Below are 25,540 nucleotides of genomic sequence, written 5' to 3'. Positions count from 1 at the left end.
CCGCGCGCACCGCGGCGATGCATTCAACCCGTTCCGGGGCGTCCGATCATGCATGGCACCTACAACCTTCCGCTCGTCCTGCTGTCGCTCGCGATCGCGACGCTGGCTTCCTATACGACGCTCGACCTCGCCGCGTTCATCTCGCTGCTCGACAATCCGAAGCTCAAGCGCGCATGGCTGGGCGGCGGTGCGGCGGCGATGGGCACCGGAATCTGGTCGATGCATTTCGTCGGCATGCTCGCGTTTTCGTTGCCGGTGTCGCTCGGCTATGCATGGCAGGAAACCGGCGCGTCGCTGGCGATCGCGGTGCTCGTATCGTATTTCGCGCTGAACGTCGTCACGCGCGCACGGTTGGCCTGGTGGCGGCTGTGCGCGGGCGGCGTGCTGATGGGCGGCGGGATCGCCGGCATGCATTACACGGGGATGGCCGCGATGCACATGCAGCCCGGCATTCGCTACGATGCCGCACTGTTCGCCGCGTCGATCGGCATCGCGGTGATCGCGTCGACGGCCGCGCTGTGGATCGCGCAGGCGTTGCGCATGCAACAGGCGCGCCACGCGACCGCGCAACGCATCGGCGCGGCCGTCATCATGGGCATCGCGATTACCGGCATGCACTACACGGCGATGGCGGCCGCGCATTTCGCGCCGGATGCGCGGTGCGGCGCCGCGAACGGGGTCGACGCACCGTGGCTCGCGACGACGGTCGCGTTGTTCACGATGGCGACGCTGGTCGTCACGCTGCTGGTGTGCCGTTTCGATGCGCGCACAACTTTCCTGCGCGGGATGACCGACACGCTCGAACGGCTCGTGCGGGTGAGAACCAGCGAACTCGAACGCGCGCTGCATAGCTACGAACAGACGACGCGGATGCTGCAACGCACGCGCGAGAACATGGCGGCCGAGATCGACGAGCGCAAGGCCGCGCATGCGCTGCTCGAACGGGAGAAGGACGAACAGCGGCGCCTGTTGCATGCGCTCGAGGAAACGCACGAGCAGTTGCTGCAGTCGGAAAAGCTCGCATCGATCGGCCAGCTCGCGGCCGGCGTCGCGCACGAGATCAACAATCCGATCGGCTTCGTCAGCGCGAACCTCAATACGTTGAAGACGTGGGTGCGCAGCCTGATCGATGTGGTCGCGGCACATGAAGCCGCGCTGCCGCAGCTCGATCCAGCCACTCGCGACACGTTGACGGCCGTGCACCGCGCGGCCGATCTCGACTATGTCCGGGACGAGATCGCGATGCTGATCGACGAGTCGATCGACGGCGCGCTGCGCGTGCGGCGCATCGTGCAGGACCTGCGCGATTTCTCGCGTCCGGCCAGCGACGAATGGAGCGTGGTCGATCTCCATGCGGGCCTCGAGAGCACGCTCAACGTCGTCCACAACGAACTCAAGTACAAGGCCGACATCGTGCGCGATTACGGCGATGTCCCGCACGTCGAATGCCTGCCGTCGCAGTTGAACCAGGTTTTCATGAACCTGCTGGTCAACGCGGCGCAGGCGATTCCGGAGCGCGGCGTGATCACGATCCGCACGTCGAGCGACGGCGATCAAGTGTCGGTCGCGATCAGCGATACCGGCGCCGGCATGACGCCCGACGTCGTCCGGCGGATCTTCGATCCGTTCTTCACCACGAAGCCGGTCGGGCAGGGCACGGGGCTCGGGCTGTCGGTATCGCACGGCATCATCGAGCGTCATCGCGGCACCATCGACGTGACCAGCGAACCGGGGCGCGGCACGACCTTCCGGATACGGTTGCCGGTGCGGCGTGCCGGCGACCGCGCGAACGCGGTCGCGCTGGAGCAACGGGCATGACGACATGACGGCGGGGGCGCGAGCGTCGTGCGTCATGTCGATCGCTTGCGGCGCTGACGACGAAAGAAATGCCAGAACATCGAGGTCGCGTCCGGCCCGGTGGCGGAATGGAACGGCTCGCTCGGATCTCCGCCGCTCCATGCATGCCGCAGCCCGCGAACGACACAAACCCTGACGACCAGCCGTCCACGCTTTAGATAATCGACGTAGTCCGCATCGTCCTGCGTGTAGCTGCGTTGCTCGCCGACGCGGATCGCACCGTGTTCGTCGACGAGCCGGTTGAGTCGCGCGAACGCGATGCCGAGCTGCGCCGCGTTCCGGTCGGTCACGACCGTATCGAGCGCGCCGTGCACGACGAGCGCCGGCATGCCGGGATAGGACGCGACGTCGGTGCACGCGTCGAGCACATGGATCGGATCGTCGCGGATGCCGCGACGCATCAGGCTCATCGCGGCCATCGTCGACGACGGCGGCGCGATGGCCGGGCCCGAGTGCAGGCCGACCGCCGCGAAGCGGTCGGGATACCGTATCGCCAGCGCCGCGGCGAGCCCGGCGCCGGCGGACATGCCGGCCACGTAGATCCGGTCGCGATCGAAGCCGTGGCGTTGCACGATGGCGTCGACCAGCGACGCGACGGCCGCGGCTTCGGATTCGGTCGCGTCGCCGTGCCAGTGCCAGCAGCGGTGCGCATGGGCCGTCTTGGCCTGCTCGGGAAACAGCACGGCGAATCCCGACCGCTCCGCGAGACGGCACATGCGCGTGCCCGCGGCGAACGATTCCGCGGTCTGCTTGCAGCCGTGCAGCATGACGACGGCCGGCATACCCGCTGTTATGGCCGGGGAGGCGGGAAGATACAGCGCGTACGCAAGATGGTTCACGAACCGGCCGGCGCTCGGGCCGGCGGAATGAAACGAGCGGAGCCACGTGCCGGGTGGTCGGGCCGATGGGATGCGGGCTCCGTGCGCGGACCCGGTCCGTCTCGCGGTACGGACGGTGGCGGCCGGCTTGACGGCCCGTTGGGCCACCTTTTTGCTGGCCTTTTTGACGGCCGGCCGCGATCTGCCGGCCTGCTTCTTCGGGCGTGTGCCGGTCGCGATGGAAAACAGGTCGAGAGGCCGCAGCCAGAGGCTGGATTTTTTCCTGGGCATGTGCAGTTGCGTGCCGGCGGCCGGCCGTGGCAGGAAAATGCGGCCGAATCCGGCGTCGGGATGAAAGACGAACGAGCGCGGCGCAAGGTTCGTGCTGCCGGCGCCGCGGCAATCGGACAGCGTCGCACCGATTATCGGCGATGCTAGCCGCCCGACGTGACGTGCGTGCGAATCGACGTTCGCTTCGGCCCCGTCGCGACCGCAAATTCAGTCGCGTATCGTTCAAGGGCTCCGAATGCCTGGCCAGGGCTAGGTCGATCGACGCTGCCGCTCGGTGCTCATCGCCCGCGCAGCCGGAAACGACGACGGCGATTGAATCGCCGGCTGACGTCGATATTCGCGTGATATCGTGCGGTTCGACTGAAGTGTCCACCGATCATTCCGTTGTGAGGGGCGACATGCGGCTTGCCGATTTCATCGTACGGAACATGGAACCGATCCTGGTGCAGTGGGAAGCGTTCGCCGCTACCCTGTTACCAGCCGCGAGGAACATGAACTCGCTCGGGCTGCGCGACCACGCGCGTGAGATCCTGACCGCCGTCGCCAAGGACATCGCGACGCCGCAAACGAGGAAAGCGCAACATGAAAAATCGTTGGGGCGCGCGCCCGAGCCGGTGAATGCCGCAGAGACGGCCGCCCAGACGCATGCCGTCCTGCGCGCCCGGCGGGGCTTCAACATCAATCAACTGGCAGCCGAGTATCGGGCGCTGCGCGCCAGTGTGCTGCGCTTGTGGATCGACGAGTGTCAGCCGAGCGTGCCTGATCTGGACGACGTCATGCGCTTCAACGAGGCGGTCGATCAAGCGCTGGCGGAATCCGTCGCCTTTTTTACCGAACAGGCCGAGCAGGCTCGCAACTTGCTCCTCGGCATGCTCGGCCACGACATGCGCACGCCGCTGCAGACGATCCAGGTCACGGCGTCGTATCTCGCCGCGCTCAATGCAGGGGAGGAGGTATCGGAAGCAGCCGCGCGCCTGATCAGGAGTGGTGGACGCATGCACGGCCTTCTCGACGATCTCTGCGATTTCAATCGAACCCAGCTCGGACTGGGCATCAACGTCGTTCCCCGTACGATCGATCTCGCGCACGTGCTCGTCAACGTGGTGGACGAATTGCGTGCAGGTCATCCCGATCGTGAAATTACGCTCGATATGAGCGGCGACCTTCGAGGCGATTGGGACGATCAGCGAATGCAGCAATTGCTGAGCAATCTGGTGAGCAATGCGGTCAAGTATGGAGCGCCCGGGACACGGGTGCGGGTGATGGCCGCGGCGGCCGGCGCGGAAGTGCTCATCGAGGTCGGCAACAACGGCCCGGCCATGGATCGGCTCACGCTGGACCGCATCTTCGATCCGCTTCAGCGCGGGGCGGATCATCCGGAAAGAACGGGTGACGATATCGGCCTGGGACTCGGCTTGTTCATCGCCAACGAAATTGCCAAGGCGCATCGCGGTCGGATCGACGCGCGGTCCGATCAGAGGGAAACCGTGTTCACGGTGCGCTTGCCGAGAGGCGCGTGAAGTGGGGAGTGTGGGCCGGGGATGCGTCGGCTTCGGGCGGTTCGACTCGGGGGCTTGTGGGATGGTGGTGATGCATCCGTCGGGGCGGCGGTTGAAACTGCTGCTGCGGGGGCGTGCTCACGTGATCGCGAAAAGTTGCTTTGGCCGATGAGTTCGCAGTGGCCCGCATGCGATCGCTTGAGGTTCGCCATCTGGCTTGCGGCCGGTGATGGCGATGGGCCGTTACCGGCCATAAAGCGACTTTCGTTTTATGCAGTGCCGACACATTCAGACGGCCGCTCCACTCCGCAAACGGCCATCCTATCAACCTAAGGCTGCATCAAAGTCGTCGACCTTTGCCGCGGTTGGACCGGCTTGGTGCCAGCGGCCGGTTTCCTCAAAGGTTCGCGTCGGCAGTAATAGCGTTAGACCGGGGAACGCACTCCAATGTGAGTACCAGTCCCTCCCAGTCGGTTTCACTGATTGCATGCAGCGGCACGAGACGAACCTTGACCCCGTCTCGCAGCCTTTGAACCTGAGGTGGAGAAGCAAGATAATCCGCCACACGTGCTTCGGCTTCAGCGAGGTCGGAATAAAAAACCCGTTTAATCCGCTTTACAACCGCGAGGTTACTCATATCCAGACCAGCATCTTCGAGTTCACCTTCGAGATACTTACCGAGAATGTACTCATCCACAACCGAAACCCCCTTGGCGGGAATACCAACATGGGTCGACGTGCTGACGACGGCAAGTGGTACAACTTTGAAGTCCTCGTGGAGCTTTATCCCGAGCCGCGCGACATCAGTCACGAAATCACCCCGGTTATCCGTCAAGGCCTTTGATTTTCGCAAGGCCTGATCCGCGGCCCCAAGAACCGTGCGTTGGTGCATGGCAAGCGCTTTCGCTTCAGTAGGTTCGAGAATGCACTTGCTCTCACCAACCAGAACGGTCGAACCGATCACGATTATCAAATCAATCTGCTCGGATCGACCTGCCGACGGACTAAACACATAGTTGTCTGCAATGCAAACAGCCTTGCCTGCCAGAACGGGGGAAGCATTGATGGCTGCTACCATCTTCGATCTGACATGCGCTTCGAAGGGATCTCCTCGGACTTCCAGGTCAATCCCGCCGCGCCGCATCCAAATGTCAACCAATCTTCTCAAATTCGGGTTAACAATTGCGGCGAAAATCGGTGCGACTACCTTTGAACCGACGGGTACCAGCGGGGAATCCCAGATCTCCTGCCCGGCCTTCCCATAAAAGGTAAAGAAATCGACGATCTTTCGCCCTTTGGCCGGCGCGATAGCTGCGGCGGACGAAATTGCCTGAACCAGTGCTTCGGTTTGCAATACGGGAACAAACGCCGGCAACCAAGTGTGGGTGGGAGCCTCTTGATCGTTAGCAGCGCGTTCATGATCAGAGATGGTCGCCAATAGCATTTGAGCTGCACGTGATATAACGACCCATGCGTCGAGGATCTCAGTGAGTGTCACACCCTCTAGAGATGGCAAGTCTTTCCCAAGTAGTTCCTGGTAGTACGGTTCATTTGCTAGCATTCTCAGTAATACCTGATCCTCTTGCGCCTCTGAGCTTTCGCCTAGTCTTGAAACGCTAATTACTTGCTTTCTACCTTCTTTGCGTATCGCCTTGATGTCTCGAATGCGCATAGTTGCGCCCCGAGCAGCGTATTCACGATGTAACATCTTTGCCTGAAGCGAAAATCCGGTCCACAAAGTGTGTCGTCTGGCAATGCCGACGGCCTGACCCCGCTTCACATCTATGTCCTTCGGAACAAACACCGTCCTATTTTTCACCTCTATTACGCCATAGCCATTCCAAAGACAATCATCCCAGAGATCTTCCGTGTGACGATACGTGATCCCTAGATTGAGTTCCAATAGAATGTCTTTCCACGAAATCTGCGCCATGCGGGGGTTTCCGCTCAGATCCGGATCGTCTTGCAATGCAACTTTGATAGGAATTTCAATTCCCTCGACGAGGCTCTCAACAATTTCATTGGGCGACCATTCAAATCCGCCAGGCAGTTCAAGTTTGACTTCCGCGAAAATGTCCTCAGGACGGATCCCGTCGTCGTTTCGCTGCGCAAGCTCCCTTCCCACTGCGATTAACGCCTCTCGGGTCTTTTCTTGCGCGACAAGAAAGCCGTGATTTGCAGCAGCAACAAACGCTCGTACTTTTTCTGTCGTAGTGAGATCTTTTGTTGTCGAAAGCTTTAATCTGCTACGAATATTCCCAAGCTTCGTGTGAATCACCAAAGCGGCATCATATAAACGCCGGTCAGCGATATCAGGCGATTTCACGCTATCAAATGCGGCTTTCCACTTTTTTTCTGTAAATTTGGTCCGACGCGGGCCGTCAACACCTTCAGATTGAACTAGTTGTACAAAATCACCCATTATTTTCCCCGTTAATTTAGAAGTCACTAATTTTTACGCAGTGTGAAGCACGTCGTCGTTCTTGCTTTAATACCATTTTCGATTAATTAATCGGCAAACTTGATCCATTCGGAACATTGTACTCTCGGCAGAAAAGTGGCGAATACGTCGATTTTGACATAAGGCTTTCCCAAGATGGATCTACAGAGAAACACGCGGAATGTCCGTTCCACTTTGCTTCCTGCCGTTGTAGCCGTGACTGCTCGACTGTCAGCAATGGGTCGGAAGTCGCCGGTCGGGCCGCACCGGGCGCCGACCGGCGACTTCCGGCCAATATCCGTCATTCGTCGGCGTGCGCCGGCAAACGCTCGACCGGTCGCTTCCCCGGTGCACTGCAGACGTTCAGTCGAAGATCGCGCTCTTCGCGCTATCGCGCCGATGCCGCTTGTGCTCGTCAACTCCGCGACTAGACTGGATAAATAGCGCCCGGGGGTGCTTCAGCGGCAGCCGCCTGTCGCGAGTCAGTGGACCGCTGGCTGCTCGCGTAAGTAGCGCCGAGCAGGAGGACATGTGAAATGCTTCATCTGGCGCCAGGAAAGAGCATGGCATCGAGGCGGGCAGAGAGCGCGATGGCGCGCGCGGTTCTGCTGGCGTCCTCTGTCTTCTTCACGTCAGGACATGCCGAGCCGGTCGTCACGGGGCCGCTCAGCGTCGAAGGATCGCTCGTCGTCCTCGGGCCGGTTACTGTCGACGGCTCACTGACGGTGGCTGGTGACATCTCCGCCCGCGGCCCGATCAACGCGGTCTCGATTGAACGGATTCCTCCCGACGGTCATGCCATACGCAGACGTCAGGGAGAAAATACGTTTCACGGCCCGCTCACCGTGCATGGCCCGCTGACCGTGCACGGGGATCTGGAAGCACATGGACCGATTTCCGTTGGTGGCGCCGTCGGCGCCGTTGGGAAAGTTGACGCTGAGGGTTCGATTACGGAGCGTCGTTGAATACGCGTCAGCGGAGATAGCACTCGTTCCGTTGGCTCAGTCGCTTGACGCATTTCGCAGATCCATATTCGAAGCGTTCCGGGCACCCGGCGATGCGCTCGACTTCGGCCATTTGTATAGCGTATGCAAGCGGCCCTTGATGTCCGGCCGATAGACTTCGTCCTTCCAGCGGTCTGACGCTATCTCTTCGAAACCTGCCGAAACCGACTCTTCGCCGTAGCCCGGAATGCTGAAGGCGAATCCGGGCGGGGTGCAGCAGCTGATCGCGATGCCGGTGCCACGGCCGCGCAATTTGAAGGTCAATACGCCGGCGTTCATCGCGACGAAGGCGCGGCTCTAAGCGCTGACTCGTCCGAAGGAGACCGCGACCGCCGAAGACGACGCCGTCAAGCCGCATATGATCCGGATGGCGGGCGTCGCGGACAAACATCGAATAGCGACGTCACATCTCGTCCATCGCGATAAAAAACCGCGATCGGCGTGCCATGGCCAGGAGACACGTCCGTCCGCATGAGTAAAATCATCAACGATCCGCCCCACACTTGAGCACCACCTTCGGCTTGCGAGGCAAAGCGATGAAGTTAACCATTGCGTACATCGAAGAACCTCCGTTCGGCTGGACCGAAGCGGACGGCACCGCTACCGGTGCCGATCTCGAGCTCGCGGAGACGATCCTCCGGCAGATAGGCGCCACTCGCATCGAGTATCGCCCGACGACGTTCAGCGAATTGCTGCCCGGGGTCGCAGCAGGTCGCTGGGACATGAACGTGCCGCTCTTCGTGACCCCGAAGCGTGCCGATACCGTCGCGTTCAGCGTGCCGGTGTGGGGGATCGAGGACGGCTTTCTGGTTCGGCCCGGCAACCCGAGAGCGCTCCGCAGCTATGCGTCGATCGCCGAACGTCCCAATGTGCGTCTCGGCATCATCGCAGGACAGGTGCAGCATGATTCCGCGATGGCGTCAGGCGTCAGTCGGCGGCAAATCGTCGTCTTCGAACAGCAGGCCGACGCGATTGCGGCCGTTCTCTCCGGCGTGATCGATGCCTATGCGAGCACGGCTTTGGGAAATCGAATCGTTGCGAGCCGGATAGGCAACTCGATGATCCAGGACGTCGCGCACGAGCCGGATGTAAACGGCACCCAGCGGACGCCTCCGCTGGGTGCGTTTTCATTCAACCGCGAAAACCGCGATCTGTTGACGGCGGTCAATCAGCAACTTCGTTCATATCTCGGCTCGTCGGACCATCGCGCTCGCATGGCGAGATTCGGACTGACGGCACGCGAGATCGATCCGGCCGTCCTGTAGACAAGGTAGGCCGGCACTCGGCCGCGAGCGGTCATTCGCACACGTTGCCGTTCGGGCGTCGGCTGCGCCCGGCAACGGTCCATTCGATTCGGCGAAATGCAGGAAATCGAACCTCGTCAGGCAAAGCTGATCAGGTCCTTGAAGATCAGGTGTCCCCAGCTTTTTCCGCGCGCGTGCACCAGCCATCCACCTTCCGATAACCCGCCGAGCCGGATCGGCGCGAAACCGAGTTTTTCCGCAAGCGCACCGACCTCCGCCGCGGCCTCGTCATCGTCGCTCGCCAGAAACACGACTCGCCTGCCGCCGTGGACGGCCGGGTCCTGACCGAGGACGGCGGCGACCAGATGATTGAAGCCTTTCACCAATCGGGCGCCGGTGAACGCTTTCGCGACGAAGGCCGAGGACGGCAGACCGTCCAGTTCTTCCAGCGGGGCCTGCGTGTTCATCGCGTCGACGACGGTCTTCCCGTTCCAGTCGGCCAGTGCTTTCGCGACCGCCGGGTGCGACTCGAAACGAACAGCCAAAAAGATGATGTCCGCCTTGACGGCTTCCGCAAGGGTCGTGGGCGTGATCGTCGGTCCGATCGCGGCCGCCTCCGCCGCAAAGCTTTCCGGATCGCGCGTGGTTGCAACGGCCACGTTGATGCCGTTGCGGGCGAACGCCCTGGCAAGCGCGTGGCCGATCTTGCCGAAACCGATGATTGCGTAACGCATATGTTTCTCCTTCGTTTCCCGATGTGGTCAGAGCTTGTAACCGCCGCTCGCCTCGATCGTCTGGCCGGTCACCCAATGGCCGTCATCGGAAGCCAGAAACGCGACGACGGCGGCGATTTCAGAAGGCTCGCCAAAGCGGCCCAGCGCGATTTGCGCCTCGGCCGCCTTGACGAGTTCGGGATTCTCGCGAAAGGCGGCGTTCGCATCCGTTCGCGTGAAGCCCGGCGCGACGGCGTTCGCAGTGATGCCGCGCGGCCCCAGCTCGATGGCGAGCGTATGGGTCAGGGTGTTGATGGCCGCTTTCGCCATCGAGTAGACGGGCGCCGCCGTGACGGGCTTCGTGGCGGCAGCGGAAGAAATGTTGACGATGCGCCCGCCGTCGGCGAGGCGATCCAGCGCGGCCTGAATGATGAAGAAGGGCGCGCGGGCGTAGACCGCCATCAGGGTGTCCCAACTCTCCGGTGTCGCGTCCTTGAAGCCGAGCCAGCCGGAATTGCCGGCGTTGTTGACCAGAATGTCGAGGGCTTTGCTGCCGTTGCGCCTGATGAGTGCGTCGTCGAGCTTTTCGAACAAAGCCGGGACGCTCGCCGGGTCGACGAGATCCGCATGGATCGCGAACGCGGTGCCTCCCGCTTTTTCGATGGCCGCGATCGTTTCATCCGCGCCGGATTGACTGGCGTTGTAGGTCAGCGCCACTGTCGCGCCGTCGCTCGCCAGACGTTCGGCGATGGCGCGGCCAATGCCCCGCGATCCGCCGGTCACGAGCGCGGTCTTGCCCTTCAGCGATTGGGTCATGTGCTTCTCCTCAGAGTTGTGCCAGCCCGCCGTCGACGGCAACCTCGCTGGCGGTCATGAAGCTGCTGTCCGGCGACGCGAGAAAGGCGGCCACCGCCCCGATCTCTGCCGGTTCGGCCATGCGCTGGAGCGGCGTCATCGCGCCGTAGGCCTTCTGGCCTTCTTCGCCCAGCGCCTCCTTGGCCAGTTCGGTCGCCGTCGCGCCGGGCGACAGCACGTTGACCCGGATGCCGGTACCCTTCAGGTCTGCCGCCCAGGTCCGGGCGAGATTGCGCACCGCGGCCTTGCTCGCGCTGTAGGCCGTGAATCCGGGGGCGCCCGTGGTGCCGGCGCTCGAGCCGGTCAGGATGATCGACCCGCCCGCGCCCATCAGCGGCAGCGCCTTCTGGACCGTGAAGATCGTCCCCTTCACATTGGTGTCGAAGGTGTCGTCGATGTGCTCGGCGGTGATCTGGCCGAGTGGAAGCGGGCTCCCGGTCCCGGCATTGGCGAAGACGATGTCGAGGGTGCCGCGCTCCGCTTTTACCGCCGCGTAGAGCCGGTCGAGATCGGTCGGATCGGAAACCGAGCCCTTCACCGCGCGGGCATTGGGCCCAAGGTCGGCCACCGCCGCGTCGAGCGCCGCCTGCCGGCGGCCGAAGAGGAAGACGAAAGCGCCTTCCTCGATGAAGCGCTGTGCCGCGGCGCGGCCGATGCCGGTTGCGCCGCCGGTGATCACGGCGGTCTTTCCATTCAGTCTGTTCATGTCGTGCATCCTTCGAAACAAAAGCGACAATCCGATTCTGGCGTGCTTGATTCATGAAGCCAATTGACTGAATATCTATAAGTGCCATCTACTTTTTAGATACCTATGCTGGACAACGTCACCATCAATCAACTTCGCGCGTTCGTCGCCGTGTGCGACCAGGGGAGCTTTTCCGGCGCGGCCAGGGAGCTGAGGCGTGCCCAGTCGGCGATCAGTCACGCGATCGGCGCGCTCGAGAGCGCTTTCGACGTGGTGCTGTTCGAGCGCAACACGCGCAAGGCGACGCTCACGGCCGCCGGGCGCAGCCTCCTGCCCGATGCGCGCGGGGTGATCTCGCGCACCGAGGAAATGAAGATGCGTGCGGTCGCGATTGCCGAAGCCGGCGTCCCGCAAGTGTCGATCGCCGTCGACACTTATTTTTCACGTGCGCACCTGATCGAATGCCTGCGCACGCTGCAGGCGGAATTTCCGACGGTTGCAATCAATCTGCGCATGACGACCATGCAGGGTGGCGAGCGTCTGGTTCTCCAGGGCACGTGCGCGTTGGCGGTGACGATCACGGACGTGCCCGAACTGAGCCCCGGCACCATCGAACGGCATCATCTATTCGATGCGCAAATGGTGACCGTATGCGGGCCATCGCATCCGCTAGCCGCAATGGCGAAGCCGATCCCGAGAGAGGAGTTCGGCCGGCACATCCAGCTCGTCGTCACCGACAATCAGCCGGATGCGGAAAAGACCCAGCAAGGGGTCGCCAGTGAACGCCAGTGGTGGGTGAATGACCTCGGCGCGAAGCACGACCTGCTCAGAGGGAGCTTGTGCTGGGGGCACATGCCGCGCCATATGGTCGAGGAAGACCTCGCGAAGGGGACACTGGTCGAACTCCGGCGGCGCGCATGGCACATGCGGCCCCTTACGTTCATGATCTCGCAGCGGCGCGGGTACGCGTTTTCCGGATGCGAGACGCGGCTGATCGAACTGCTTGGCAAATGTCCTTCGCAAAGGGCGGGACGAGCGAGGTCGGCGTGACGTGCTTCTTCACAGCGTTGCCTTGCACTCCGCGCTTTTTTCGGAAACCGGACTATAGTCGTAAATGATATCAACGGCGACGTTTACGACATGAGACTGACCATCCTCGCCCTCGACGGTCTGTTCGACACCGGGCTGACGGTGCTGCTGGATACCTTCGCGATGGCCAACGAACTGGCTGCTGCTCAGGGCTTCGCCGCACCGCCTTTCGACGTGACGGTGGTGGGCGTGCGCAAACGCATCCGAACCGCGCATGGATTGTCGATGCTGGTGGAACCGGCAAGCAGCGTACGCCACCCGGACTGGGTGGCCGTGCCCGCGCCCGGCATCAGGGAGCCGGAGCGCCTGATCAAGACGCTGGAGCGTCGAGACGTGCGCGATGCGATGGCGCATCTTCGTGCGTGGCATGCCGGTGGGATAGGCGTTGCCGCCGCCTGTATCGGGACGTTCTTGCTGGCCGAAGCCGGGCTTCTGGATCGTCGCGAGGCGACGACCACGTGGTCGCTCTCGCCTTTTTTTCGTCAACGTTATCCGACGGTCGATCTGAACGATTCGCGCATGGTCGTCGCCGCGGATCGTCTGGTCACGGCAGGATCGGCCATGGGCCATCTCGACCTTGCGCTGTGGTTGATGCGTCAAGCCAGTCCCGAACTGGCCACGCTGGTGGCCCGCTTCATGCTGATCGACAAGCGTTCGTCGCAGGCCGAATACATCATTCCGGATTACCTTGCACACGCCGATCCGTTGGTCGCGCGATTCGAGCGCTGGGCCCGCGAGAATCTTTCCCTCGGTTTCTCGCTTCAGACGGCGGCAGCCGCATTAGCCGTTGGGCCACGCACGTTGCAGCGCCGTACCGAGGCCGTACTCGGGAAGTCGCCGTTGGCGTTCTTCCAGGATCTCCGAATCGAACGGGCGCAGAACCTCGTGTCGATGGGTTACGACCTGGAGACGATCGCAAGCGAGGTCGGCTATGCGGATTCGGCGACGTTGCGGGCCTTGTTGCGGCGCCGGCTCGGCCGTGGGGTGCGGGAGTTGCGTGCCGACAATCGGTAGCGTCCTCGGTATGGATGAGCGGCCCGGCTCGAACGCAGTCGCTGCGTCGACGGCGGCGCAGTCGTCCGCCGCGAATGCCGACACAGAGTTCAGTGGGCTCGGCTGGAACCGCACTAGCGCGTGCCGACGCCCGCGTGAATGCCCGTCAGTTCGACCATGAAATCGAGGAACGCGCGGGTCTTCGCCGGCACGTGATGCCGGGATGGGTAATACGCGTATAACGGATACCGCTCGTCGGCCCATTCAGGAAAGAGATCGATCAACCGGCCTTCGGCGATCAGCGGCTCGGCGCCGAGCAGCAGCATCTGCGCGATTCCGGAACCGGCGAGGCATGCGTTGAGCAGGGCGCCCGGATCGTTGACCGTGAGGCGTCCCCGGGTATCGACCACGATGCGTTTGCGCTTGCGATGGAATTCCCACGCGAACGGCTTGCCTGTTTCAGGATTCCGAAATTCCAGGCAGCGGTGGCTCGGGTTTTCGAGATCCTCGGGTTTTGCCGGCCGTCCCCGGCGCGCGATGTACGAGGGCGCCGCAACCGTCACGACGCCGGTATCGAGCAGCTTTCTCGCGATCAGGCTCGATGCTCGCGGTTCGCCGAATCGCACGGCGAGATCGAAGCCGTCCATGACGAGGTCGCCCAGGCTGTCTCGCGCGATGAGTTCGATTTCGAGCTCGGGATGTGCGTCCATGAACGCATCGAGCCGCGGCCCGAGAATGGCCCGGTAGACGACGGGATCCAGATTGATGCGCAGCTTGCCGCGCACGGTTGAGGCGCCGCCCGCAGCCGCCGCGGCGGCTTCCTCCAGCCCGGCGAGATGGGGCATGACCTGCTCGTAAAAGCGGCGGCCCTCTTCGGTCAGCGACACGGACCGCGTCGTTCGGTTGAAAAGCCGGATGTTCAGCTTTCTTTCCAGCCGGGCAATCGCTCGGCTGACGCCCGGCGGCGTCATGCCTATGACGTCGGCGGCAGCCGCGAACGTCCCGGCATCGACCACGGCGGCGAACACGCTGATGCCGCCGGACAGTTTCTCGCTACTGGATCTCATGGTTGTTCGAGTGAATACGGATGGCGGATTGCGTGCGAGCCATTGAAGGCCGACACGCGAACGCCGCACGCTGCAGCACGGTCGGGCGTCTGCATCGATCATGCCGAATTGATGACACGTTGTCACTTATCTGATGCCATCCATGTCGTTTTGTTTTGATCGGCGTTTGTCCAGAATGCGACCCACGCATTCACACATGGAGAACGAGCAATGTATGCAATCACTGGAATCACCGGTCAGGTCGGCGGCGCGCTGGCGCGCGAGCTATTGGCCTCTGGGCGGTCGGTGCGCGCGGTCGTACGCGACACGACGCGGGCAGCGGCGTGGGCGGAGCGCGGGTGCGAGATGGCGACCGCGTTGATGGAAGACTCGTCGTCGCTCGCCGCCGCGTTCGCCGGCGCTTCGGGCGTTTTCATCCTGCTGCCGCCGGTGTTCGATCCGGCGCCCGGGTTTCCCGAAACGCGGAAGGTGATCGAGGCCGTATCCGCCGCGCTTCTGAAGGCGCGCCCCGAAAAGGTCGTTTGCCTGTCGACGATCGGCGCGCAGGCCGAGGAGACCAATCTGCTCACGCAACTCACGCTGATGGAGCACGCGCTGCGCGAGATGCCGATGCCGGTGACGTTCCTGCGGCCCGGCTGGTTCATGGAGAACGCCGCGTGGGATGTCGCGTCCGCGCGCGACGATGGCGTCGTCGCCAGTTACCTGCAGCCGCTCGACAAGCCCGTGCCGATGGTCGCCACCGCGGACGTAGGCCGTGTGGCGGCGGAACTGCTCCAGCAGACGTGGCGCGGTGTACGTGTCGTCGAGCTCGAGGGCCCGCGCCGGGTGAGCCCCAACGATCTCGCACTGGCCTTCGCTCGCGTTTTGGGCCGGCAGGTGCGCGCGGAAGCCGTCGACAGGCGAACGTGGGAAGCGCTGTTTCGCGCGCAGGGCATGAAGCATCCGCTACCCCGCATGCGCATGCTGGACGGCTTCAACGAAGGCTGGATCGATTTCGAAAGTCATCCTGACGAAATCTTGCGCGGCCACGTCGCGCTGGACACGGTTCTGGGCGAGCTCGTGTCGCGTGCGGCCTGATTGCATTCGGTGGGCGCGCGCGGCGCGTGTGCGCTACGCCCGCCCACGCATCGGATTCCCGGTAGAACGGATGTCGTGATTGTCGCTATTAATGTCATTTCTGACTATGGTGAAAGGCCTCGTCGCGCGTCTAGACTGCGAAGCATTTCCGGCATCGGCGGGTTTGTCCAACCGCCACTCGCCCGGTCTTGCCAGTTCGCTCACTTCAGAGGTCAACATGCAATCGACTCCCGGCAGCATTCTCGACACGATCGGCAACACGTCGCTCGTACCGTTGCGAAACGTCGTCCCGAAGAACGGCGCGCGCCTGTTCGTCAAGCTCGAAAGTCAGAATCCGACCGGCAGCATGAAAGACCGGATCGCGCTCGCGATGATCGAAGCGCCTGAGCGCGATGGGCGTCTGAAGCCGGGTGGCGCGGTGGTCGAGTACACCGGCGGCAGCACGGGCGTGTCGCTCGCGCTGGTATGCGCCGTCAAGCGGCATCCGCTGCATCTGGTTTCGTCGGACGCGTTCTCGAAGGAGAAACTGGATCACATGCGCCTGCTTGGCGCGACGCTGACGATCGTCCCGAGCGACGGCGGCAAGCAAACCGAGAAGCTGACGAAAGACATGATTCGCGAAGCGAATCGAATTGTCGGCGAGACGGGCGCATACCTCACCGCGCAGATGGAGAATACCGATCAGTTCGACGCCTATACGAAGATGGCCGACGAGATCTGGGAGCAGACCGGCGGCCGTCTCGACGGCTTCGTCCAGAGCGTCGGCACGGCGGCGTCGCTACGCGGGATTGCGCGGCGCTTGCGCGAACACGATGCACGCATCCGGATCGCCGGCGTCGAGCCGGCAGAATCGGCGGTGCTGTCGGGTGGCCCGACCGGGGCGCACAAGATCGACGGAATCGGCGCGGGCTATGTCGTGCCGCTATGGCACGACGGCATCGCCGACGAACTCGAGCGTGTCTCCACGGAGGAAGCGAGAGCCATGGCGTTCCGACTGGCCGCGGAGGAGGGGCTGTTCTGCGGTACGTCGACCGGAGCCAACGTAACCGGCGCATTGCGACTCGCCGAACGGCTTGGCCCGGACGCCACGATCGTGACGATCATGTGCGACACGGGCATGAAGTATCTGAAGTCGTTCGCGGAAACGATCGGTTGATGGCCGTTGGGCGAATCGTAGTCCTAAGCGGCCCTCAGGTTTTCCATCGAGTCCGGCCCTGGCCGCCGCTGCGCCTCTTCAAAAGCCAGGGCAAGAACCCGCACAGTCAGTCGTCAACGGATTGGCCGCTCACTTGATTTTCACGACGACCTTGCCCTTGGCGCGTCCCTGGGCCAGATATTCGAGCGCTTCCTTCGCCTGGTCAAAAGGAAACACCTTGTCGATCACGGGACGAACGTGTTCCGACTCGAGGAGTGCGCCAATTTCGGCGAGCTGGGCTCCATCCGGACGTACGAAGAGAAACGAATAGGTCGCATCTCGTGTTTCCGCAAGCCGGATGATCTTGCGGCTCATGAGCCCGAATACCCACCTCAGCACGACGTTCAGCCCGCGAGCACGGGCGAACGCCGCGTCCAGCGGCCCGACGAGAGATACGATCTTGCCGCCTGGATTCAGGATGCCTACGGATTTTTCAATCGCATCGCCTCTGATCGTGCCAAGCACGACGTCGTAGCCGCGCAGCACGTTTTCGAATTCCTGCTTCTTGTAGTCGACGATTTCGTCGGCGCCCAAGCTGGTTACCAGTTGGACGTTGCCCGTACTGGTGGTCGTTCCGACCGTCGCGCCGAAGTGCTTTGCCAGCTGAATCGCGAACGTGCCGATACCGCCGGACCCGGCAGGAATGAACACCTTCTGGCCGGCTTGAATATTGGCGCGCTCCTTCAATGCCTGCCACGAGGTAAGCCCGACCATCGGGACGGCGGCAGCCTGCACGAAGTCCAGATTGACCGGCTTCGGCGCCGCAACGCGCTCCGGCACTGCCGCGAATTCGGCGAGCGAGCCTCGGCCGAGATCGAAGAGGCTGGCAAAGACGGCATCACCCGGCTTGAAACGCGTGACACGGCTGCCGACCTCGGTCACCACACCGGAAATATCGCTGCCGAGCGTGGCCGGCAATTCGAATTTGAGGACGGGCTTGAACGTTCCTGTCGGAATCACGTTGTCGACCGGATTCAACCCCGCCGCGTGGATCTGGACCAACAGTTCATCAGGCTTTAGCGCGGGTCGCTGCACTTCGGCGAACCCGATCTCGGGGGACTTGCCATAGCGTCTGAAGATAAGTGCTTTCATGGTGTTCCAGATTCAAGGTTGGGTACCAGCCAGTGCCTGCCCGCGCGATTGCGGGTCAGCGGTGTCGTGACAACGCGATTGGCGAGGGTCACGCGGCCAAGGGCGCAGGCTCGAAAAGCGTCTTGTCGGTCATGTTGCGCCGGTTTTCGGGGTGGGGAACGCGGAGCAATGATGATGGTCGTAATCTAATCTGTCAAGGTTTTGATGACGATCGACATCAATGTATGATGGAGCCTTCGCAGGCATGCACTCACGGTCGTCAGGAAATGAAGATCACCAAGGCACAGGCGCAGGCCAATCGGGAGCACGTCGTCGAGACGGCGTCGAAGCTGTTTCGGGAGCGTGGCTATGATGGGGTTGGCGTTGCCGATCTGATGGCTGCCGCCGGCTTCACGCACGGGGGCTTTTACAAACAGTTCCGCTCGAAGGCCGATCTGATGGCGGAATCGGCGGCGTGCGGCATCGCGCAGACCGCGGCGCTGAGCGCGGGCGCGAACGCGTCCGAGTTCGTGCGGTATTACCTTTCTCGCACGCACCGCGACACCCGTGCGACCGGTTGTACGATGGCAGCGCTAGGCGCGGATGCCGCCCGTCAGCCGGAAGCGGTTCGAGCTACGTTTGCGGCCGGTATCGAGAGCCTGCTGGCTGCGTTGAGCCCTGAAGGCGGTGCGTTGGACGATGTGGACGCCGCCCGGACGCGAGCCAGGTCGCTCGACATGCTGGCGCACGCGGTCGGGGCCATCGTCATGTCGCGCGCGTGTCCGGACGATTCGCCACTGGCTGACGAAATTCTTGCGGTTTGCCGCGACGCGATTCTGGCGTCAATGAGCCAGTCGGTGACCGCGGGCGAACCTCCGCGCAATGAAGGTGGTGGCGCGTCGGCAGGGTCGGCGTGACACCGTGATCGGCGAGCACCGACCGGCGCGCAAAGCCGATCGAGCCCGTCGATGCAACACGGTGAGCCCTGTCAGGCGTGACCGGGGAGGGCGGCGCAAGCCGCCGCCAAAACCTGATACCGATTGCGAAACGATTCAGGAGCCGGTTTTCTTGAGCGCCAAACGCGCCGCCTGTGGCGTCTTCCCCGTCCACACCTGAAACGCCCGCGCAAACGAATTGGGATCCTCAAAGCCGAGCAGAAACGAGATCTCCGCGCCGGACATCGACGAATTCGTCAGGTAATGCTTGGCGAGCGACTCGCGCAGGGCGTCCAGCGTCTCCTGGAAACCGGTACCTTCAGCCTTCAGCTTGCGTTGCAGGGTCCGAGTGCTGACGCCGAGTTTTCGACAAACGGCATCCATCGACAGTTCACCAGCCGGCAGTGCCTCGAGTAGCACGCCGCGCAAGCGCTCCACCATGCTGGCGGCGCGGTCCAACTCCGCCAGCCGCGTGCGCAGGGCAGGCTCGAAATACGACCACATTTTGTGGTTCTCGGTCAGGAAGGGGCGTTCAACGTCCGCGGCGGCAAAAACCAGCGTGGCCAATGCGCTGCGGTCGACCGGTACGCCGAAGTACGCCTCGTATGCACGGAGGTCCGACTCCGATCCTTGCGGCACGGGCCAACTTGCCCGCAACGGGCGCACGTGGCTGCGCGTGGCGAGTCGTGCGAGCTGCACGAAGAACACCAGCTTGAACGCCAGGAACACGCTCGGCGCAGACTCCGTGCGGTCCAGGAAATCGATGGTGACCGTGCACTGCGTCGCGGTTCGCGCCACGTTGATCTCGATCGGCGCGACCAGCCTGACGTACTTTGCGATGCGGTGAAGTGCCGCTTCCATGTTCGAGCTGCAGAGTGCAGCAAAAAGTTCGGGGTCGAACCAGTCGGACGACATCACCTGCGCGACCTGCAACGGTGCCGGGCAGTCTGCCCGCACGGCCTGGCCTTCGGCTTCGATGGCCCGCCAAAGTTTGAAGAAGTCTGCCGAGTTCAGCCGCACGTTCTCGCGGGCGAACAGATCGCCCGGCAGCTGTGCGCGGCCCAGCACGCTCGGCGTTGCCAATCCTGCGTCATGCATCAGTAACCGCCAACCGGGCCACACGGCATACATCAACTGGGAGCCGCGGTAGCCATTCAGCGGGATTCTGGGTTCTGTGGACATGGGCGAAGTTTACGCGGTGGACAGCGACAGCGCACTCGCTGAACGCGCCAACAGCGTACGCGATCTTTGGCGCGTTCGGCAGTTTCATTGGCGCGTTCGGCGAGTGCGCGTGACGCGGCTCAACGGCAAAGTGCTGCTTAAGCCAGCGGTGCCGTCAACTCACGTGTGCCAGGCGGTTATTCACCATTGCAGACACGGCGGTGCGTCGGTTCGATGCTTTTGCGGGGCTGTTGCGGCAGTCGTCGGATCCTGCCAGCTCCGGACGCGAACTGCGCATCCCGGCCTGCATGAGTGACAACATCTTTTGGAAGGCGCACATGAAAAAAGCGGTCCTGATTACGGGCGCATCGTCGGGTTTTGGGTTGATGCTTGCCAATCACCTCCATCAACAAGGTTTCGACGTGATAGGCACCAGCCGTACGCCGGAAAAATGCGCCGGTAAGGTGCCGTTCAAACTGCTGCGCCTGAATATCGATGAAGATGGCTCCATCGAGGCGTTTGCCGACGAATTGTTCAGACACGTCAAGCAGCTGGATGTACTGGTCAATAATGCGGGTTACATGGTCACCGGCATCGCGGAAGAGACGCCGATCGAACTGGGCAGGCAACAGTTCGAGACCAACTTCTGGGGCACGGTCAAGGTGACAACTGCGTTGCTGCCGAAGCTCCGGGCGCAGAAGCGCGGGCATATCATTACCATCAGTTCCATCGTGGGGCTGATCGGTCCGCCGAACCTGTCGTATTACACTGCTTCCAAGCATGCGGTTCAGGGTTTCTTCAAGTCGTTACGTTTCGAACTGAATCAGTTCAACATCAAGATCAGCATGGTGGAGCCGGTCTGGTTCAAAACGAATCTTGGCCACAATGCCGTGTCGGCGGGCAGCGGCAACATCGCCGACTACGACGCGTACCGGAAACAGGTAACGGCCGCGACGCAAAAAGGCATTGACGAAGCGGAAGCGCCGGATGCGGTCGTCAATACTATTACCCGGCTGATCAATACCCACGAGCCGAAATTCAGCAATCCTGTAGGGAAGATGACGGGCATGATTCTTTTCCTTCAAAACTACGTGCCAAAAATGTTCGAAGGTTCGATACTTAAAAGCGTAAGAACGGCGAAATGAAGCTTCCGGCGGCCATTGATCTTTCAACTTACGGAAACGTTACGTAAGGATGTCAGTTGGTAAAGCCGTTGTTCATTCCGGAATGGCAGTCGGTTCTATAAATGAGGTGATTAAACGATGAAATATTATCTTTGCAAATTCATTCCGCCGCGTGCGAATTTCCTCGCGACGATGTCTGCCGACGAAAAGGAATGGATGAGGCAGCACGGAGTTTTCCAGAACGCGCTCCTCGACAAGGGGCTGATCGTCGCTCATGGCCCCGTGATCGATGACGCTGGCGGCTACGGCGTATCGCTCTACCAGATTGCCGACGATCAGGATATTTCCGCGCTGACATCGGAAGATCCGATCGTGAAGAACGGCGTGGGTCATTACGAACACTACACCATGCTTCATTTGACGACGCGTGGTTGAGCGCCCTGGCGGAAGCGGCGCCGAACGCGCCGCCGCGTCGATCGCTGGCTAGCCGCGCAACGATCCCGGCGTTCAGTCGAACGGCACGGCCAGCCGATCGATCACCGAACTGGTCGCCGGGCGCACGCCGCGCCACCATGCGAACGCCTCGGCCGCCTGCTCGACCAGCATGCCGACGCCCTCCGCGATCCCGTGCACGCCCGCGTTTTTCGCGAGCCGGAGAAACGGCGTGAGACGTTTGCCGTAGGCGAGTTCGTAGGCGGTTCCCGTCGGACTGAACACGCTCGGCGGGACGGGCGGCAGGTCGCCGGTCAGGCTGGCCGATGTCGCATTGACGACCAGGTCGAAACGTCCCATCCGCGCGAGGTCCGCGTAGCTGCCGGCCACCAGCGGGCCGCGCCCGGCGACCTGCGTGGCCAGGGCGCACGCCTTGTCGACGTCGCGATTCGCGATGACGAGTTCCGCCGGGCCTGCTTCGAGGAACGGCAACAGCGCGCCGCGTGCCGCGCCGCCCGCGCCGAGCACCAGGACACGCTTGCCGGCCATCGGAAGATTGAGGTTCGCTTCGATATCGCGAACCAGCCCGATTCCGTCGAAATTGTCCGCCAGGATGCGGCCGCCGTCGAACTTGAGCGCGTTGGCCGCGCCCGCGAGCTGCGCACGCTCGCTGCATTCGTCCGACATCGAGAACGCATCGAGCTTGAACGGCGCGGTAACGTTGATGCCCTTGCCGCCACCGTCGAAAAACGCGCGAACCGCGGCGGCGAAGGCGCCTGCCGGCTCGAGCGGGCCCTCGATCGCCGTATAGCGAATGTCCTGCCGCGTCTCTTGCGCGAAGAGGCCGTGAATCAACGGGGATTTCGTATGCCCGATCGGATTGCCGATCACCGCGTATCGGTCGGTCATCATTGGCTCGCTTTTGAATAGAGGACGCCGTCGGCCTGCATCGCGTCGATTTCGGCCGAATCGAACCCAAGGGAACGCGCGACTTCCGCGTTGTGCTGCCCGAGATCGGGCGCGACGTCGCGAATCGTCGTATCGCAATCGGAAAACCGGAACGGCAGGTTGGGCAGACGCAGCGTCCCGTAGCGCGGATGCTGTTGCTCGACGACCATGCCTCTGGCCTGGATCTGCGGATCGTTCAACACCTCGTCGATGCGTTGCACCTTCGCGCAGGGAACGTCGATGCCGTCCAGCAATTCCAGTACCGACGAGACGGAACGCGCGGCCACCCACGGCTCGACCACCGACAGAATCTCCGCGCGGTGCGCGTTGCGCCCGGTGCCGTCGTGAAAGCGCGGGTCGGCGCCGAAACCCGCCGGGCCGCCGTGCGTCGCGATCAGTGCTGCGAAGCGCTTCCACGCGTCGTCCACCTGCGCGGCGATCACGAGATCGCCGTCCGCGGCACGGAACACGCCATAGAGGGTCGAGGTCGGCATGTCGTGCCCGGTCTGCTCGGGCAGCACGCCCTGCAGCGTGTAGCACTGCACCGCGTATTCGTGCATCGACACCAGCGTGTCGTACAGCGCCATGTCGACGTGTTGCCCGCGACCGCTCTTCACGCGCCCCAGCAGCGCGGCGTTGATCGCCGCGACCGCATGAATGCCGGTGTACATGTCGCCGAGCGAAATGCGCAGCAGCGGCGGCCGCTCGCCGGGCGTGCCGACCATCTGCATGATCCCGCTCTTCGCTTCGGCGATCAGCCCGAAGCCCGCGCGATGGGCGTCGGGACCGGTGTGCCCGTACGCCGAAATCGAGCAGTAGACGAGGCCCGGATTGCGCGCCGACAGTTCGGCATAGCCGAGCCCGAGCTTGTCCAGCGCGCCCGGCCGATAGTTCTCGACGAAGACGTCGGCGGAGTCGCACAGCCGCTGCATGAACGCCTTGCCGCGCGGGTCCTTCATGTTGACGCTCACGCCGCGCTTGCCCATGTTGAGCTGCAGGAAGTAGCCGCTTTGCTGGTCGTCGAGCACGGTCGCGTGCTGGCGCCCGGCGTCGCCGGCGCCGGGACGCTCGACCTTGATGACTTCTGCGCCGAGCGCCGCGAGACAGCGCCCGACATACGGGCCGGCGAGGAAATGGCTGTAGTCGACGACGCGGATGCCTTCGAGGGGACGTGCCTGCATCACGATGCCTCCGGACGGCGCGGGACCATCAGACGATGTTCGCCATGCTGAACGATTTGCCCGTCCTGATTGATCAGTTCCGACGGCAGCACGACGATGCCCCAGTCCGGACGGCTCTTGCTGGCCCGCATCGAACCGACGCGGAACGTCACGTGCAGTACGTCGCCGACCTTGATCGGCAGCAGAAAATCCCAGGTCCAGCCGAGCGACATGCCCGGCAGAAAGCGATAGTCGCTCTGGGTCTTCAGGCCGTCGGCAACGGACAGGCCGAACAGCCCGTGCGCGACGAGGCAGCCGAAATGGCTGGCGTTCGCGTACGCCTCGTCCACGTGCACGGGCGTATGGTCGCCGGTGAGGTCGGCATACGCGAGAATGCGCTCCTTGGTCACGATGTAGCTCGGGCTCGTGCATGCATCGCCCTCGCGGGCGTCGTCCCAGTATTTCTCGACGATCGTCATGGTCATGCCTCCGCGCGCGGGTCGATCGCCAACGCCTGTGCGACACAGGAAGCCGGCCTGGCCTGAATCAGTTCGACGGCGAGCCCGTCGGGCAGGCGAAGCCAGTTGCGCCCCTGCGGCATCTCCGTCACGTCGAACCGCCGCGCCGCGGCCAGCGCGGCCTCCAGGTCTTCGCACATCACGCCGAGATGGGCGAGCCGGCCTTCCGGGCCGTCGTGTTCCGGCGCGTGAATGAACTGCAGGCCGCCGAGCGTCCAGTACTGCCGCGGTGCGTCGAGCGTGCCGTCCACTTCGCGCAGCGTCATGCCCAGCACGTCCTCGAAGAAACGGATGTGCCAGCGGATGTCCTTCACCCAGATCGCAACGTGTTCGAGATAGGCTTTCGTGGCGTTCATGCGGCAGTCTCCTCGCGTGCGCGATCGGCCATCGCGCGCTCCAGCCCCTTGATGCAGGCGACGAGCGTGGCATTGACCGGGGTCGGCACGCCGTAGCGCTGCCCGCAGCGCACGACCGAACCGTTGATGAAGTCGATCTCGGTGATCGAGCCTTTCTCCAGGCTTTGCAGCATCGAGGTCTTGAAGGCCGCGGGCAGCCCCTCGGCCGCGAGCGCCCATGCCTGTTCCGGATCGGTCATCGACAGCGTCACGCCGGCGGCCTGCGCCGCCGCGATCGCCTCGGCGACGGCCGCGAGCGACGTCGCCTTCAGCAACGGCTCGTCGTAAAGCTGACCGTAGGTGAGGCCGGTGAGGCCGGTCAGCGCGCCGGTCGCGACGTTCACCAGCAGCTTGTCCCACATCGTGCCGACGATGTTGTCGCTGATCGTCGTCGCGAGGCCGGCGGTATCGAACGCGTCGGCGATCGCCCGGACACGCGGGGTGATTCGGCCGTCGAGTTCGCCGATGTAGGTGGCCTTGCCGATGACGCCGGATTCGATATGGCCCGGCCCGCGAAGCACGCCGCCGACGTAGGTCTTGCCCGCGAGTACGCGCTCGCGGCCGACGGCCTCGCTCAGGATGTCCTCGTGCCCGAGGCCGTTCTGCAGCGACAGCACGACGGTATCGGGCCCCACCAGCGATCGGGCGCCGCGGATGGCCGCGTCGGTGTGGAACGACTTGACCAGCACCACCACCAGGTCGGCCGCGCCGACTTCGGCGGCCTGCGTCGTCGCGTGGACGCGTACGTGCCGGGAGCCGCCGGCGTCGTCGACCCGCAGGCCGTCGCGACGCATCGCATCGACGTGCGCGGGCGAGCGGTCGATCAACCAGGTCTCGTGACCGCCTTCGGTGAGGGTGGCGCCGATCGCACAGCCCAGTGCGCCGGCACCCAGAATCGCAATTTTCAACGGTGTCTCCTTGACGTATGGCCTCACGATAGGAGCCGCCGCTCATATCGGCAATGCAATG

25 protein-coding genes are annotated in these 25,540 nt (G+C 63.1%); 11 read left to right on the top strand and 14 right to left on the bottom strand.

The annotated features are described in order from the left end of the window. The first annotated feature begins 48 nt into the window (after positions 1-48). A complete protein-coding gene (locus HWX09_RS08915) occupies positions 49-1,818 on the top strand; it encodes a histidine kinase (RefSeq protein WP_027786500.1) in 1,770 nt (589 codons plus the stop codon). 32 nt (positions 1,819-1,850) lie between these two features. Here the strand turns inward: HWX09_RS08915 and HWX09_RS08910 are convergent, their stop codons facing one another. Further along, positions 1,851-2,966, bottom strand: a complete 1,116-nt coding sequence (locus HWX09_RS08910) for a PHB depolymerase family esterase (RefSeq protein WP_027786501.1) — start codon at positions 2,964-2,966, stop codon at positions 1,851-1,853. Between the two features lie 398 nt (positions 2,967-3,364). Here HWX09_RS08910 and HWX09_RS08905 point away from each other — a divergent pair, with 398 nt between their 5' ends. Further along, positions 3,365-4,486, top strand: coding sequence for a sensor histidine kinase (locus tag HWX09_RS08905; protein WP_027786502.1), 1,122 nt, complete (start codon positions 3,365-3,367; stop codon positions 4,484-4,486). A 376-nt stretch (positions 4,487-4,862) separates the two neighbouring features. Here the strand turns inward: HWX09_RS08905 and HWX09_RS08900 are convergent, their stop codons facing one another. After that, positions 4,863-6,887 carry a hypothetical protein gene (locus tag HWX09_RS08900; RefSeq protein WP_143751688.1) on the bottom strand — a complete coding sequence of 675 codons (2,025 nt, stop codon included), beginning with the start codon at positions 6,885-6,887 and terminating at the stop codon, positions 4,863-4,865. 554 nt (positions 6,888-7,441) lie between these two features. Between HWX09_RS08900 and HWX09_RS08895 the strand changes: the two genes are divergently transcribed. Further along, positions 7,442-7,870, top strand: a complete 429-nt coding sequence (locus HWX09_RS08895; RefSeq protein ID WP_227789469.1) for a hypothetical protein — start codon at positions 7,442-7,444, stop codon at positions 7,868-7,870. A 36-nt stretch (positions 7,871-7,906) separates the two neighbouring features. Here HWX09_RS08895 and HWX09_RS33550 read toward each other — a convergent pair whose 3' ends face one another. Then, the gene (locus HWX09_RS33550; RefSeq protein ID WP_227789468.1) at positions 7,907-8,188 is read right to left on the bottom strand and encodes a hypothetical protein; all 282 of its coding nucleotides are present in this window, start codon (positions 8,186-8,188) and stop codon (positions 7,907-7,909) included. A 257-nt stretch (positions 8,189-8,445) separates the two neighbouring features. Here HWX09_RS33550 and HWX09_RS08885 point away from each other — a divergent pair, with 257 nt between their 5' ends. Then, complete coding sequence (locus HWX09_RS08885; RefSeq protein ID WP_027786504.1) at positions 8,446-9,174, top strand: transporter substrate-binding domain-containing protein; 729 nt, start codon at positions 8,446-8,448, stop codon at positions 9,172-9,174. 116 nt (positions 9,175-9,290) lie between these two features. Here HWX09_RS08885 and HWX09_RS08880 read toward each other — a convergent pair whose 3' ends face one another. From HWX09_RS08880 to HWX09_RS08870, 3 genes are read right to left on the bottom strand one after another with little or no spacing between them, the layout of a single operon-like run. Then, positions 9,291-9,887 (bottom strand): NADPH-dependent F420 reductase, encoded by a 597-nt coding sequence (locus tag HWX09_RS08880; RefSeq protein ID WP_027786505.1) that lies wholly within the window; start codon positions 9,885-9,887, stop codon positions 9,291-9,293. A gap of 27 nt (positions 9,888-9,914) precedes the next feature. After that, positions 9,915-10,682, bottom strand: a complete 768-nt coding sequence (locus HWX09_RS08875) for an SDR family oxidoreductase (RefSeq protein WP_027786506.1) — start codon at positions 10,680-10,682, stop codon at positions 9,915-9,917. Positions 10,683-10,692: 10 nt separating this feature from the next. After that, positions 10,693-11,427 (bottom strand): SDR family oxidoreductase, encoded by a 735-nt coding sequence (locus tag HWX09_RS08870; protein ID WP_027786507.1) that lies wholly within the window; start codon positions 11,425-11,427, stop codon positions 10,693-10,695. Between the two features lie 105 nt (positions 11,428-11,532). Here HWX09_RS08870 and HWX09_RS08865 point away from each other — a divergent pair, with 105 nt between their 5' ends. Together HWX09_RS08865 and HWX09_RS08860 are read left to right on the top strand one after the other, a co-directional pair. Further along, positions 11,533-12,456 (top strand): LysR family transcriptional regulator, encoded by a 924-nt coding sequence (locus HWX09_RS08865; RefSeq protein ID WP_027786508.1) that lies wholly within the window; start codon positions 11,533-11,535, stop codon positions 12,454-12,456. A gap of 90 nt (positions 12,457-12,546) precedes the next feature. Next, positions 12,547-13,509 (top strand): helix-turn-helix domain-containing protein, encoded by a 963-nt coding sequence (locus tag HWX09_RS08860; protein ID WP_027786509.1) that lies wholly within the window; start codon positions 12,547-12,549, stop codon positions 13,507-13,509. A 113-nt stretch (positions 13,510-13,622) separates the two neighbouring features. Here HWX09_RS08860 and HWX09_RS08855 read toward each other — a convergent pair whose 3' ends face one another. Then, positions 13,623-14,555 carry a LysR family transcriptional regulator gene (locus tag HWX09_RS08855; protein WP_027786510.1) on the bottom strand — a complete coding sequence of 311 codons (933 nt, stop codon included), beginning with the start codon at positions 14,553-14,555 and terminating at the stop codon, positions 13,623-13,625. A 210-nt stretch (positions 14,556-14,765) separates the two neighbouring features. Here HWX09_RS08855 and HWX09_RS08850 point away from each other — a divergent pair, with 210 nt between their 5' ends. Next, a complete protein-coding gene (locus HWX09_RS08850; RefSeq protein WP_027786511.1) occupies positions 14,766-15,632 on the top strand; it encodes an NmrA family NAD(P)-binding protein in 867 nt (288 codons plus the stop codon). A 217-nt stretch (positions 15,633-15,849) separates the two neighbouring features. After that, complete coding sequence (locus HWX09_RS08845; protein WP_027786512.1) at positions 15,850-16,788, top strand: cysteine synthase family protein; 939 nt, start codon at positions 15,850-15,852, stop codon at positions 16,786-16,788. A gap of 129 nt (positions 16,789-16,917) precedes the next feature. Here the strand turns inward: HWX09_RS08845 and HWX09_RS08840 are convergent, their stop codons facing one another. Continuing rightward, positions 16,918-17,919, bottom strand: a complete 1,002-nt coding sequence (locus HWX09_RS08840; protein ID WP_027786513.1) for an NADP-dependent oxidoreductase — start codon at positions 17,917-17,919, stop codon at positions 16,918-16,920. Between the two features lie 266 nt (positions 17,920-18,185). On the opposite strand from HWX09_RS08840, the gene HWX09_RS08835 reads away from it, so the two are divergent. Beyond that, positions 18,186-18,815 (top strand): TetR family transcriptional regulator, encoded by a 630-nt coding sequence (locus tag HWX09_RS08835; protein ID WP_027786514.1) that lies wholly within the window; start codon positions 18,186-18,188, stop codon positions 18,813-18,815. A gap of 135 nt (positions 18,816-18,950) precedes the next feature. Here HWX09_RS08835 and HWX09_RS08830 read toward each other — a convergent pair whose 3' ends face one another. Continuing rightward, positions 18,951-20,015 (bottom strand): AraC family transcriptional regulator, encoded by a 1,065-nt coding sequence (locus HWX09_RS08830; RefSeq protein ID WP_034185525.1) that lies wholly within the window; start codon positions 20,013-20,015, stop codon positions 18,951-18,953. A gap of 200 nt (positions 20,016-20,215) precedes the next feature. Between HWX09_RS08830 and HWX09_RS08825 the strand changes: the two genes are divergently transcribed. Both HWX09_RS08825 and HWX09_RS08820 read left to right on the top strand, forming a co-directional pair. Further along, positions 20,216-21,139, top strand: a complete 924-nt coding sequence (locus HWX09_RS08825; protein WP_230469158.1) for an SDR family NAD(P)-dependent oxidoreductase — start codon at positions 20,216-20,218, stop codon at positions 21,137-21,139. Positions 21,140-21,256: 117 nt separating this feature from the next. Further along, the gene (locus HWX09_RS08820) at positions 21,257-21,553 is read left to right on the top strand and encodes a YciI family protein (RefSeq protein ID WP_027786517.1); all 297 of its coding nucleotides are present in this window, start codon (positions 21,257-21,259) and stop codon (positions 21,551-21,553) included. A 72-nt stretch (positions 21,554-21,625) separates the two neighbouring features. Here the strand turns inward: HWX09_RS08820 and aroE are convergent, their stop codons facing one another. The 5 genes from aroE to HWX09_RS08795 are packed head-to-tail and all read right to left on the bottom strand — an operon-like array spanning position 21,626 to position 25,479. Next, complete coding sequence (gene aroE, locus HWX09_RS08815; protein WP_027786518.1) at positions 21,626-22,459, bottom strand: shikimate dehydrogenase; 834 nt, start codon at positions 22,457-22,459, stop codon at positions 21,626-21,628. Then, positions 22,459-23,679: a CoA transferase gene (locus HWX09_RS08810; protein WP_027786519.1), complete on the bottom strand. Its 1,221-nt coding sequence runs from the start codon at positions 23,677-23,679 to the stop codon at positions 22,459-22,461. The genes aroE and HWX09_RS08810 overlap by 1 nt, the downstream gene beginning before the upstream one ends. Beyond that, a complete protein-coding gene (locus HWX09_RS08805) occupies positions 23,679-24,137 on the bottom strand; it encodes a MaoC family dehydratase (RefSeq protein ID WP_027786520.1) in 459 nt (152 codons plus the stop codon). The genes HWX09_RS08810 and HWX09_RS08805 overlap by 1 nt, the downstream gene beginning before the upstream one ends. A gap of 2 nt (positions 24,138-24,139) precedes the next feature. Continuing rightward, a complete protein-coding gene (locus tag HWX09_RS08800) occupies positions 24,140-24,532 on the bottom strand; it encodes a VOC family protein (protein ID WP_027786521.1) in 393 nt (130 codons plus the stop codon). Further along, positions 24,529-25,479 carry a 2-dehydropantoate 2-reductase gene (locus HWX09_RS08795; RefSeq protein ID WP_027786522.1) on the bottom strand — a complete coding sequence of 317 codons (951 nt, stop codon included), beginning with the start codon at positions 25,477-25,479 and terminating at the stop codon, positions 24,529-24,531. The genes HWX09_RS08800 and HWX09_RS08795 overlap by 4 nt, the downstream gene beginning before the upstream one ends. Positions 25,480-25,540: the final 61 nt, after the last annotated feature.

This window comes from Burkholderia sp. BCC1208 (assembly GCF_902833095.1).
Lineage (GTDB): Bacteria > Pseudomonadota > Gammaproteobacteria > Burkholderiales > Burkholderiaceae > Burkholderia.
The sequence above is the reverse complement of the archived record's forward strand: the minus strand, read 5'-3'. Positions and strand labels throughout refer to the sequence as shown.